The organism is Prevotella sp. MGM1 (assembly GCF_002933775.1).
Taxonomy (GTDB): Bacteria; Bacteroidota; Bacteroidia; order Bacteroidales; family Bacteroidaceae; genus Prevotella.
Window position 1 is genome coordinate 20,185 of record NZ_BEWV01000059.1, and the last position, 12,924, is coordinate 33,108.

Annotated in this window: 8 protein-coding genes; 3 read left to right on the forward strand and 5 right to left on the reverse strand. The window is 47.7% G+C overall.

Going from position 1 to position 12,924, the window contains the following annotated elements; all coding sequences use genetic code 11:
* Positions 1–23 precede the first annotated feature (23 nt).
* Both MoGM_RS01435 and MoGM_RS01440 read left to right on the forward strand, forming a co-directional pair.
* Positions 24–971 carry an ABC transporter substrate-binding protein gene (locus MoGM_RS01435; protein ID WP_371410490.1) on the forward strand — a complete coding sequence of 316 codons (948 nt, stop codon included), beginning with the start codon at positions 24–26 and terminating at the stop codon, positions 969–971.
* Positions 958–3,213: a tetratricopeptide repeat protein gene (locus MoGM_RS01440; RefSeq protein ID WP_104368442.1), complete on the forward strand. Its 2,256-nt coding sequence runs from the start codon at positions 958–960 to the stop codon at positions 3,211–3,213. The genes MoGM_RS01435 and MoGM_RS01440 overlap by 14 nt, the downstream gene beginning before the upstream one ends.
* Here the strand turns inward: MoGM_RS01440 and MoGM_RS01445 are convergent.
* The 5 genes from MoGM_RS01445 to kdsA are packed head-to-tail and all read right to left on the reverse strand — an operon-like array spanning position 3,171 to position 11,196.
* Positions 3,171–4,349 (reverse strand): acyltransferase family protein, encoded by a 1,179-nt coding sequence (locus tag MoGM_RS01445; protein WP_104368443.1) that lies wholly within the window; start codon positions 4,347–4,349, stop codon positions 3,171–3,173. The two genes, MoGM_RS01440 and MoGM_RS01445, sit on opposite strands and share 43 nt — an antisense overlap.
* Before the next feature lie 31 nt (positions 4,350–4,380).
* Positions 4,381–5,640, reverse strand: a complete 1,260-nt coding sequence (gene cls, locus MoGM_RS01450) for a cardiolipin synthase (RefSeq protein ID WP_104368444.1) — start codon at positions 5,638–5,640, stop codon at positions 4,381–4,383.
* Complete coding sequence (locus tag MoGM_RS01455) at positions 5,637–9,398, reverse strand: two-component regulator propeller domain-containing protein (protein ID WP_104368445.1); 3,762 nt, start codon at positions 9,396–9,398, stop codon at positions 5,637–5,639. Before MoGM_RS01455 ends, cls begins: the two co-directional genes overlap by 4 nt.
* Positions 9,399–9,438: 40 nt before the next feature.
* Entirely contained in the window at positions 9,439–10,386 is a 948-nt protein-coding gene (locus MoGM_RS01460) for an SIS domain-containing protein (protein WP_104368446.1), read from the reverse strand.
* A 54-nt stretch (positions 10,387–10,440) separates the two neighbouring features.
* Entirely contained in the window at positions 10,441–11,196 is a 756-nt protein-coding gene (kdsA, locus tag MoGM_RS01465) for a 3-deoxy-8-phosphooctulonate synthase (RefSeq protein ID WP_104368447.1), read from the reverse strand.
* Between the two features lie 839 nt (positions 11,197–12,035).
* On the opposite strand from kdsA, the gene MoGM_RS01475 reads away from it, so the two are divergent.
* Complete coding sequence (locus MoGM_RS01475) at positions 12,036–12,875, forward strand: ATPase (protein ID WP_104368449.1); 840 nt, start codon at positions 12,036–12,038, stop codon at positions 12,873–12,875.
* Positions 12,876–12,924: the final 49 nt, after the last annotated feature.

Here is a 12,924-nt window from a genome sequence, read left to right on the forward strand (position 1 = left end):
ACGCCCTTTTAAATTAGAATAGGATGATGATGAAAAATATAGTCTGTTCTGTTATTTCGCTGTTGCTCATTATTGCCTGCGGACAGTCTTATGAGGAGCAAAAACGTATGTCAAGGGCTGAGCGTATACGTCTGGCACGCGAGGACTCGGCTGCGCTGAAAGTGGCAGTCATGCCTACGCTTGATTGCCTTCCTATGTATGTGGCACGGCAATACGGGCTGTATGAGCAGCTTGGTGTTGATGTGCGATTGAAGTATTATACGGCACAGATGGATTGTGACACCGCCATAGTAAACCGGAGAGTGGAAGGAACGGTGACCGATGTGGTGCGGGCACAACGTATTGCGGCAGCGGCAATGCCTTTGACTTATGTCGCCGCAACCGGGGCATACTGGCAGTTGATAAGCAACAAGAACGCACGTATAAAGAATCTGAAGCAGTTTGATGATAAAATGATAGCCATGTCGCGCCTATCGGCAACCGATCTGTTGAGCGATTATGTTGCGGACAGTGTCGGGCTGAGCGACGAGCGTGTTTTCAAGGTGCAGATAAACGATGTCAATATACGCCTTAAGATGCTTGAGAACAACATGATGGATGCTTTATGGCTCGCGGAACCGCAGGCAACGGCCGCACGAATGGCGAAGCATAGGGTTGTGCTCGACTCGCGCAAACTCGATATGTGGCTCGGGGTTATTGCTTTCAGAAAAGAACTATTGGCAGATACGGCACGTAAAAAGCAGGTGGATGTGTTTGTTAAAGCATACAATATGGCATGTGATTCGATAAACAAGCATGGAATAAGGAAATATGATAAGCTTATATCGAAGTATTGCGGAGTATCCGGCGACGTGGTATTATCGATACCGGAAAATATAAAATACAATCACGCTGCCGCGCCACGTAACCGTGATACGGAGATAGCGGATAAGTGGTTGAAAACGAAGGAGGAACACAATGGAAAGGAATAAGGAATTAGATGATATATTGGAATTGCTTGCCGGCCAAAGGCTTGGTTTGGCGATAGAGTATTTGGAGTCTTTCTTTTGCAAATATCCCGAACTCGGTTTTGCCGATGTGTTTGACGGAATAAAGAACGATTACCGTTTGATGGCCGATTATTGGGCGGGAGGTTATCGCGATCCTCAACTGGATGGGATATATCGCAGGCTTACACGGTATATGTACAGTCTTACGTCTAATGTGATGTTGCGACATATTATTGCACATGTTCCGTTTTTCTCGTCCTCTCATCGTGCGGTTGCGGCAAGTAGGCGCGACTGGACGGTCGCGGCGATACAGAGGGATTTGGAAGAGTTTGTGTCTGAGGTGGCAATGCTTCAATTTGAACCGGAGCATATAAAGAGGGAGAAAAAGGCTCGGATTTATGCCGGACATCAGTCTCTTATGTCGGAGCTGTTCAATAGAATATGGCTTTCGGAGCAGTGGACAGAGGAACAGTCGCACGCTTATGAGGAGCTGATGCTCTCGCCCACGGTGGATGTTAACGACAGGGCGTTGATGGTTTCAGCCGTGATGTTGTCGGCAATGAATGTCTTCGATGTCAATAAGCTCGGTCTCCTTATTAATGTATATCGCCGTAGCATGGATGATAAGGTCAGCCAGCGTGCCCTTGTCGGGTGGGTGTTTTCATTGGGAAAAGGAAAGGAACGTCTGTTTCCGGAAGAGAGGCAGATGGTGGAAGAGTTGTTGAAATCAGAGAAAGTATGTGAGGAACTGACCGAATTGCAGATACAACTATTGTATTGCGTGAGTGCGGAAAGTGATAATAATACCATTCAGAAGGAGATAATTCCCGACTTGTTGAAAAACAATAATTTTCATATTACCCGCAATGGGATAGAGGAGCGGGACGAAGACCCGATGCAAGATATATTCCATCCGGAGGAATCGGAGAGTAATATGGAGAAGGTGGAGCAGAGTTTCCGGCGTATGGTGGATATGCAGAAAGCAGGTTCCGACATTTATTTCGGTGGTTTCTCTCAAATGAAGCGTTTCCCGTTTTTCGATAATATCAGCAATTGGTTTGTACCGTTCTATAAGGAGCATCCTGCGGTTGCGCCTGTTTGCGACAGTGGCAACAATGGGAAGCTTGTGCAGAAGATAATCGGTAGCGGTCCGTTCTGTGACAGCGATAAGTATTCTTTCGTGCTTGCTTTCACTCAGGTGATAGACCGCATACCGCAGAGTATGCGCGAAATGATTGGCAATGGCGAAGTGGCGGGTGTCGCGCGGATCATGGATATCGATAATCGGAGTGCGGCTTATATAAGAAGAATATACCTTCAGGATATTTATCGCTTCTTCCGTCTTTATCCTTCACGGACCCATTTCTACAATCCTTTCGATTATCGTAAGGGTGAAAAGTGGCATGCCGATTATATATTTTTTGCCCACAGTATATTCAAGGGTACCGCCTTGTCTAAGAAAAACAGTGAGATCGTAACATTTTTGATGAAGCGGCGTATGTACGGTGAGGCGGCGGAAGTGTTGGATTGCTATGCCGATAAGGATAAAGACTATCAGTACTATATGTTATGCGGCAATGTGTTGCTGCATAAAAAGAATGTTATTCTGCATGATTCTTTGTCGGGATATACGGCTTCGGAGTGTTTTCGTAAGGCAATGGAATGTCGTCCGGATGACAAGCGGGCTTTAATGGGATATGCAAGGGCATGCTTTTATGAAGGGAATTATGTCGAGGCATGTGATGCTTATGGAGAGTTGATGGAGAAAGAGCCTGATAAAAAGAGCTATCTGGTAGGTTACGGTGTGTGTCTTACCAATCTGGAGCGGTATGACGAGGCGTTAAAGGTGCTTTACAGGTTGGACTATGAGTATCCGGAAGATTATACGGTAAGGAGAGTTTTGGCGCGCGCTTTGGTCGGAGACGGAAAGTATGAGCAGGCCAAAAATATATATTTGAAGTTAAGCGGCGGTGACAATGACGATGCCGAAGATATTGTTAATTTCGGATTTTGCGAGTGGTTTGCCGGTAATAACCGTGAGGCCGCACGTCTTTTTGCACGCTATTTGAAAACGATATATCCCAACTCAACCACCGATTATTACCGTGAACGGGCTGAGGCGGAAATAATAAGAAGTGAGCTTGGCTTTATTGAAAACCACGGTGTCGGTATGGTTGATATTCAGCTAATGCTTGATTTGATAAGCGTGGAAATTCTGCGATAGGCCCATGTCCATGCCAATGGGATGCCTACGCCTGCCATTGAATATAGAATCCAGAAGTGATCCATATCCGAGTACTCGTGTATTACCATGTGGCAACCTATCTGTAAGTAATCCAAACCATAGTACCATATCTTTATCAGGCTCACAACCTTGTATGCCGCGATGTGGAACACGAATATGCACATTGTGTTATTGCCGCAGAAGACGAGGAAGTCTTTGACTCGGCCGTCATGTCTTGCAAACCAATCACTTATGTTGTATGTCATGAGGAAACCGCAAATGGCGGGCAAGGGTAGGGCGATGAAACCGTTGAAATCCATTCTCCATCCCATGCTTGACGGGGCAAAGCGTGAAAACAGGTAGACAACCGTTGCCGATACAATGGTCGCCAGCCACGTGACGCGGTATTTGTCTCTCAGTTGTCTGAATATAAATCCGCATCCGAAGAAGAATATTCCCATTATCTCGCGGTTGCCGCCTTGTATAAGGTTTATGATTTTCAGGCCTTCAAGGGTTTTCCATGATTGAACTACAAGAACTGTAACGCATATTATTACCGGTATTACAAGCGTGCGATAGACCTTTGGTTGTTCGTTTTCGATTATATGGCCGGTGTTTTCATAATCTTTATTCCGTTTCTCTTTTGTCATGTATAGCCTGCCGATGAGGCTGTCTGTGATCTTGAACAGTACGAGATATGCTATACTTGCAACGAATAATCCACGGAAAAACCAGAACGCACCGTTAAGAAACTGGTCGTATCCGCCCATCGCACAGACCATTGTCCACAGGTTCTGTTGTATCTGGTGCCATGAGTAGGGGTGTGTCACTCCACCGGCGGCATTGCCGTATTGCTCGTTGAGTATTCCCGTTTTGAACATCAGGTTGTGTATGGCAAGAAAAAGGACAGACCATTTCAGAAACGGGATATACAGCCCTTTGACGCGCTTCTTCACAAATGTTGCCTCATCGTCAAGATATTTCAGGGAGAAGAAATATCCTGCCGCGATGAAGAACAGCGGCATGTGGAATTCATACAGAAAACTGCTCAGCGGACCGGGACAGTTGGCATGGCCGATAACCATCAGTATGATGCCGAATGCTTTGCAAATGGATATGGTCTCGTCTCTTTTCATTCGGATATTGATTGCTGTGTTTTAATTATGATTATAGGAAAGGAGTAAGCAGATGCGCGAACCATCCTACAAACTTTTTCCACGGTGTCCTGAACTCGTTCCATGTCTTTTCCGTCAGGTAGACACTTCTCTTTTTCTCGTTGTCAAACAGGTTGTCAAGTTCTTTTGTGGTGTTCCTGTCAATGATGACAGCATTCTCCTCGTAGTCCCAACTGAGGCTTCGGGCGTTCAGATTGGCGCTGCCAACGGTGCAGAAACGCCCGTCTACCATTATTACCTTGGTATGATGAAATCCCGGTTGGAACAGCCATACATCCACTCCTTTCTTCATCAGTTTATGGACATTATAGAACACGCAGTCCGGAGTTAGCGGAATATCGCTTTTTGCCGATACGAGTATCTCTACTTTCACGCCCCGTTTCACAGCGTTTTTCAGTGCTTTTTTCAGTTTTCGGTTTAGTGTTAGGTAGGGGTTGATAAGTTTTATGGAATCTTTGGCACAGTCGATGGCGTTCACGTAGAAAGTCCTGATTATTTCGTTCGATGTTCTCGGCTCCCTGTTTATTATTCCAACCGTCTTCTTTCCGGCTGTGGCGGTAGTGTCGGCGGCCAGCCCTTTGAATGTGATTGGTGCGTAAGTATTGAAATATTTTTGGTCCCAGATGTCCTGTCCGGTGACTTTTCGCCACATTTTCATGAATATCAGTTGCAACTGGCTTACAGCGCCGCCTTCTATCCGGCAGTGCATGTCGTGCCATTCGCCTACCTGTTCGGTGCCGTTTATGTAGTAATCGGCAACGTTCATTCCGCCCGTGTATGCTATATTACCGTCTATTACCACTATTTTACGGTGGTCTCTGTGAAAAACATGGTTTATCCACGGGAAGCGTATGGGGTCGAACTCATATATCTCGATACCGTCTTCCCTTAAATTCTGTATGTGTTCCTTGAGTAACGGTTTGTTGTTGGAGTCATTGCCAAAGCCATCGAACAGCGCCCTGACCTCTACGCCTTCCTTTACTTTTTGTCTTAATATGTCGAAAAGCTCCGACGCGATTGAGTCGTTTCGGAAGTTGAAGTATTCAAGATGCACGCTGCTTTTGGCCTGTCTGATGGCTTTGAACATGTCGTTAAATTTGTCCTTGCCCGTTGTCAGAAGCGTTATGCTGTTGTCGTGTGTGAATGTTATCCCCTTTTTTTCCAATATATCAACTATCATCGAGTCGCTTGTTTGTGCGTTTGCCATGTTGCAACAGGCGAGCAACCCGATGATAAACATATAGTATCTCATGCTTGTTCTCTGTGTTTTATTCTGTATTCAAGCGGCGACATGCCGTATTTTTCCTTAAATATGTAAGTAAAATTCTCTGGAGTCATAAATCCGAGGGTCGATGCCAGCTCTCCGACGTTTATATTGGTGCGTTCGAGCAATGTGCATGCGTGTTTCAGTCGCAACTCCCTTACCAGCTCTGCAGGTGTCTTGGATGTGATGCTTCTTATTTTATGGAAAAACGGTACCCGTCCCATTCCCATGGCCACGGCCATTTCTTCAAGGTTTATATGTCCTCTGCTCATGTTGTGAAGAACGTATTGTTCCACGTTTGCCATCAGTCGCCTGTCCATTAAACTGTTCATGGAGTAGTCGCCGATGGTCTCTCCATTCTTGTATAAGGGCATATTGTTTGCCTTCTCGCCATTATCCTTGTTACGCTCTTGCGTATTTCCTGTATTGCCGGCATCATTATGATTTGCGGCGGATAATATTCTTTCCACGTCTTCATCCGATGTGATGCTCATCCCGTTGTCAGACATCATGACCGTGTTCATGCTTTCCAGCATAGGTATATCGTTACTGTTGCCGGTGATGTCCATTCCTTCTGCCGGTGCGAGTCCAAGCAACCGGTTAAACCTCATCGCCGCCTCCTGCATGTTGAACGGTTTCGCCAGATAGTCGTCGGCCGCCAACGTGATGTTCATGCTTTGCATGTCGGCCGGTGTCAGTACTCCGTCCGTCATGAGAACGAACTTTGTCTTTTCCGTCCTTGGATTTGTCTTTATTCTGTTGCAAAGCTCGCTTCCTGTCATTTCCTTCATGCCGTGCTTGCATACGATTATGTCTGCGGCGATGGCATTCATGTCTGCGGCGGCCGTTTCCATGCTGTTATATGCCCTGATGTTGTATATATTGCGGAAGTGTGCCATGAAAAATCTCAAGAAATCATCGTTATCGTCTATTATGGCAATTGTGTATTGCATCGTAATGAGGTCTGTTCTCTTTGGTTTTATCTCGGCGGTCAGTATATCATCATTGCCATATTGTACCGACGCTATTTCTCCTTTGCTGTTAAATTGCAGTCTGTTGTCGGCGTTTTCAATGGCGCGTGCCTCTGGATTTTCGAGCGAGGTCTGCATTTCCGATATTCTCGTTATCACCTGCAATACTTGGAAATGAAGTGCGTTTATTTGCTCTTTTTCTTCCACAGTGCCTTCTTTCTCGGCCATATTGCCTATTATTGTGGTCATTCTCGACAGCGGCACGCGCAGTTCGTCGCTTGCGGCCTTTATCTCTTCCCGCTGAATCATCAGTTCCCTTATCACGGCTTTCTTTTTTGTCCATATATATGATATCTGTTTGGTGCCTATCATCCATATATATATAATGACGATAAGTGAAACGGCATATAGCAGAATCATCCACCACGACATCCACCACGGGCGCATTATCTTTATTTCGAGAGTGCGTTCCCGGTCGCTCACGGTTCCGTCGGCACTTATTGCCTTGACGTGCAGTGTGTATGTACCGCTGGCAAGATCGGTGAACGTCACTCCATGCGTCAGCGGATCCCCGTTTTTCCAGTTGTCGTCCTTCCCTTCCATCCAGTACATGAAGAGTAGCCGTTCGCTCTGGTTGTAGTTTCCGGCCGCGAATTTGATGGTGAACGTATTCTGGTTGTCAGCCAGTTCTATCCTGCTGCTTTCGTTGAGTGCTTGCGGCAGCGGAACATGCCCGCCATATTCATGTCCGGTAATTATCTCGGTGTCTCCGACAAAGAGTTGTGTAAGCATGACGCGTGGCAGTGACGCCCTGTCATTCTTGACATTTTGTCTTATGCTGCTCACTCCATACAGACCGCCGAGCAATACGTTTCCGTCTTTCTTGGTATATATGGCCCCGATGTTGAACTCGTTGCTTTGCAGTCCGTCCGATGTGTCATAGTTGTACAGTCCGTAGTTGAAAGAAGCCTCCTCGTGGTTTCTCTGCACCACTACACGTGTCACTCCGTTGCTTGTCGTTATCCAGATGTTGTGGTTTTTGTCTTCCGTCAGTCCGCATACACAGTTGTTGGCAAGACCGTCTTTTTCCGTCAGATAGTCCAGCCTGTCTTTTTCCATGTCGAGTATGTTTACGCCCTCACGTGTTCCTATCCATACCAGTCCTCGCGAGTCTTCGATAACCTGTGTTATGTAGTTGTTGGTGAATTTTTGCATTCCGGTGGTTGTTCCGGTGAGTGCGCAGCGTTCGTTCGTAGACAGGTTTTGTATTATCAGACCCTCGTTTGTTCCGATGAACATGTTATTCCCGTTTCCATAGAACAGGGCGGTGATGGTGTTTGTGCTCAGTTTCCCGTTCTCGCGGGTATATGTCGCGAATGTCTGCATCCTGGTGTTGAACACCTGCAATCCTCCTCTTGTCGCAATCCATAGGTTGCCCGACTTGTCGGTGCACAAGCCGTTGATGCGGTCGTCTATTAGCGTGTGCATGCTGTCTCTCGCCGCCGAGTATATCTTTGTGTCGCCGTCTTTGACGCGTGTCAGTCCGTTTCGTTTCGAGCCTATCCATAAACTGCCGTCCGGAGTTACCGCCATTGCCGACACTTTTCGGCTGGCCAGCAGTCCGTCGTAGCCCACCACACCGTTGTCGCTCGTTCCATACCACACTTTTCCATCGGCATCTTGAGTGATAGCGGTGATGTCTCCATACAGTTCCGACTTGAATTTGTATATATTGTTTCCATAGAAAGCCAGTCCGGCCTTTTCCGTTCCCACCCACAGCAGGTCCGTATCGTCCACATACACGCTTTGTATGGCTGTTGTCTCGTTATAGTTGTCATGCTTGTTGGCGCTTTTCGGATTTACGAACTCCATCTCATGGTTGTTTACGTTCATCCGTATCAGTCCGGCGGCATCGGTTCCTATCCATATATTGCCTTTCCTGTCGCCGGTTATCCCGTTCACAGCTCTGTCCACCTCAACCCCAGTCAGACCTATGTTGTCGCCGATGGCGGTGTTCCATTTCTTTGTGTTTTTGTGGTATACCATCAGTGTCCCCTGTCCGTATAGCCATATATTGTCCATCTGGTCGGCAAAGGCTTTTAGTGTCGAGGAACTCCGCAGGCGGGCATCGGCCACCGTGCTTGTCTTCCATACGGTGCGTTGCTGCCGGGATATGTTGCAACATGCCAGTTTGCCGTCTTTGTATACGATTACCGCACCGTCGCGGCATTCGTTTATCGAGCAGATTTCCCCTTCCGGTATGCCGTGAGCGTCGTCAGAGTAGCCAAACTCGTAGAGCAGTTGTTGCTGCATGTTGTATGCCAGCACTCCCTTTTTGGGAACAGACATCCACAGGTTTTTATGGCTGTCTATATACACTATTTCCGGCATTTCGCTTATCCCCATCTTCACATATACTTGCCGCATGTCACGTTCGAAACTGTCCGACTGAGGGTGATATACGCACATGCCGGCCGGGGTCTGTATCCATAGGCATCCGTCGAGCGACTCCTGAATGCTCTTAATGTAACTGTCGGGCAGTGACGAACCGTCTTGCGAGTCAGACTGGTAGCTCTTGAACGTATAGCCGTCATATCGGTAGAGACCGGCCGGGGTGCCGAGCCATACAAACCCGCGCGAGTCTTTCAATATACAGTTTATCTGGCTGCTGTTCAGGCCGTTTCTTGCGTCGAGCGTCTTGAACATGTATATTCCGGCTGCATATAGCGGGAGAAATGCCATTATGATGATCAGAACTTTCTTTAACGTCTTCATGCCTTTTGTCTTGTGTTTCCGGATGCTTTGTAAAGCGTTTTTATATCATGCATGAGTAGTGGTCTACCACTCCGAGAAGTCTTGAGTTTTCATCTGTCACGAGTACTGAGTGAACCTTGTATTTGTTCATGATACTCTGTATGTCTGTGATTTTTGTTTGTGGAGAAACCGTTTTCGGTGTTGTCGTCATTATATCGGCCACTGTGCGGTCGAAGAACTCGGCTTGCCATTTCTCCATTGCCCTTCTGATGTCGCCGTCGGTGATCAGTCCGCATACAGCCCCGTCTTTTTCCGCCACTCCGAGTCCGAGTTTGCCTTTGCTGACGAGGATGATGGCCTCGCCGAGATGCATCTCCGGTGTGATTACAGGCATGTTGTCTTTGTGCATCACGTCTTGTGCCGTTGTCAGCAGTCTCTTGCCCAACTCGCCGCCGGGGTGGAACTGTGCGAAGTCGTTCGGCTGGAAGTGCCGTTTCCGCATCAGGGCCACGGCCAGAGCGTCGCCCATTGCCAACATGGCTGTGGTGCTGCTTGTCGGCGCGAGGTTGAGTGGGCACGCCTCTTTCTTGACGCTTACGTTGAGATGGCAGTTGGAGTATTTGGCGAGCAGCGATTTGGGATTGCCGCTCATGCCCACAATCGGTATCTGCATGTGCAGCACCATGGGAATGAAGCGCAGCAGCTCGTCAGTATGTCCGGAGTTTGATATGGCCAATACCACATCGTCTTTCGTCATCACACCGAGATCTCCGTGGAACACGTCGAGCGGATTGATGAAAAACGAGGGAGTGCCGGTGCTCGAAAGGGTGGCCGCTATTTTAGCTCCGATGTGTCCGCTTTTGCCCACACCGGTGATTATCACTTTTCCCCGGCAGTTGTACATCAGCTCAACGGCCATGTCGAGGTTCTCGTCCATCTTGGGTATTAGGTCGAGCAGAGCCTCGGCCTCGTCTTTTATGCACTGTATGGCGTGTTCTCTTGTAGTCATTTTTTTTGAATTTGTTTTTGTTTGCTGTTTTGTCCGTTGCCTGTGTGTCCGTGCTCACTCGGCCAGTCTCCTTACGAGATTTTCGAGCTTCGACAGCTCGAGCATGTTGGCTGCGTCGCTCAGTCCCTTGTCGGGGTCGGGGTGTACTTCAAAGAAATATCCCGTCGCTCCGAAGGCTTTGGCTGCCATTGCCATTTGCGGTACGAACCGTCTGTCGCCGCCGGTCTTGCCGTCGGCGCCGCCCGGACGCTGCACGCTGTGGGTGCAGTCCATTATCACTGTGGGCACTATGCCGAGCATGTCGTCGATGTTTCTGAAATCCACCACGAGGTTATTGTACCCGAACGTGTTGCCCCTTTCGGTAAGCCATACGTCTTTCGCCCCCGCGTCGCGCGCCTTTTCCACAGGATACCGCATGTCGTTGCCGCTTAAGAACTGTGCTTTCTTTATGTTGACCGTTAGCCCGGTGCGTGCAGCCGCAACGAGCAGGTCGGTCTGTCGGCACAGAAAAGCTGGTATCTGCAATACATCGGCTACTTCTCCCGCAGCCTCGGCCTGGCAGCTTTCATGTATGTCCGTCAGTATTCTCAGCCCGTATCTGCTTTTTATGTCTGCCAGCATCTGCAAGCCTTTCTCGAGTCCCGGACCTCTGAATGAATGTATGGATGTTCGGTTGGCTTTGTCAAACGAAGCCTTGAAGATGATGTCAGTGCCAAGTGTATCGTTTATTCTCACAAGTTCTTGCGCCACTGTATTTAGAAGCTCGGCCGATTCTATTACACATGGGCCGGCGATTATCGTATTTCTCATAATTGTAAAAAGCGTTTTTATCAGAATGCAAAGTTAATTAAAATTAATGTAACCCGTAAATAAAAACGCTGTAAATTTTGATGTTTTGCGGCAATATGTCCTTGTTAAAATGTTGTTTTGTCTTGTGGAAAGTATCGCTAAGTATATCGTGCTTATTGTTGTATCCGGTGATGTTTTTTGCTAAATTTGTATGGAATAAACCATCAAAAACAATAAAAGGCTATGATAAATATTTACAAAACAACTATTGCGGCGTTATCGGTTATATGCCGGAAATGTATATTTATGCACGGAGTCGCGCCTTTGATATTTGATAAAAGTGTGATTGTGCGCATCTTTACATAAATAATTAGGATTATTGATGGCGTCAACATGTCGCACGGATATGTGTGTTGTGATATGCACATGTATGTGAAAAAGGCTTCCGAAACTTGTATCGGAAGCCTTTTTTGTGTTGCAACGGGGTGCTTGTTGCGTTGTAACGGGATACTTGTCGCGTTGCGTTTAGACGCTAAATGCAAGCTAACCGGTATCCCGATGGAACGCAACCGGTATCCGGATGCGGAAAGCGTGGCGGTTTATGCTGTTGCAAGTTGTGGATTATCAAAAAACAAGGTGTTTTTCTCCGGTTTATGATGTGTCCCTGTATAAATATTCAAAAAAAGTGGCGAGTGTGTGCTTGTGATATTTATTTTACGTTTGGTGTATTCGGGAATAATCTCGGGCGGTGGCGTTGACAGGCTGTCCGCATATTATGAATGTTCTTTGTTGATTATCAAGTGGCATGTTTTTTTGAGGGAATAAGAATATTTTTGTACTTTTGCGGAAAAGTAAATATTATGATACTCATTGCGGATAGCGGAAGCACCAAGACGGACTGGGTGCTTGCAGACGGTAGGCATGTGGTAAGGCAGGTGCTCACGCAAGGCATAAATCCGTTTCATCAGGATAGGCTCACGGTGGAGAATATCGTTGTCGGTGAACTTCTGCCGAAGTTAGGCGCGGCAGACGTAAAGGCCGTGTATTACTATGGCAGCGGTTGTCGCGAGGAGTTTATTCCTATGATGGCCGATATTTTTACTGCAGCTTTTTCCGGAGCGGAACATGTGGAGGTAAATGGCGACCTGCTCGGAGCGGCAAGAGCCGTATGCGGTCGTGATGAGGGCATAGCATGTATTCTCGGCACGGGAGCCAACTCCGGTCTGTACGATGGTGTCCGCATCACCGGAAACACCCCTCCGCTGGGTTATATTCTCGGCGATGAGGGTAGTGGGGCTGTGCTGGGTAGGATGTTTGTCAACGCTATTTTCAAAGGTGGGTTGCCCGAATCCCTGCGCGACGAGTATCTTTCGATCACAGGGCAGACCATGGCAGACATTATACGGCGTGTGTATCGTGAGCCGCTGGCAAACCGTTATCTGGCCTCAATGTCTTGCTTCATTGCCGGCAGGCTTGACGTGCCGTCGCTGCGTAGTATGGTGATAGAGAATTTCAGGTCGTTTTTCAGTCGCAACGTGGTGCAATATTGCCGTCCGGACCTTCCGGTCGGTGCCGTTGGCAGTATAGCGTATTATTTCAGAGCCGAGCTAGAAGAGGCGGCGGGGGTCGAAGGCTTCACTGTCGGGAAAGTGATGCGCAGTCCGTTGGAAGGTCTGGTGGCGTTTCACGGCGGGAAGTGACTTGCCGGTTTGATAAATGTGCCGTCTTGTGCGATATACGGTTTGTCGG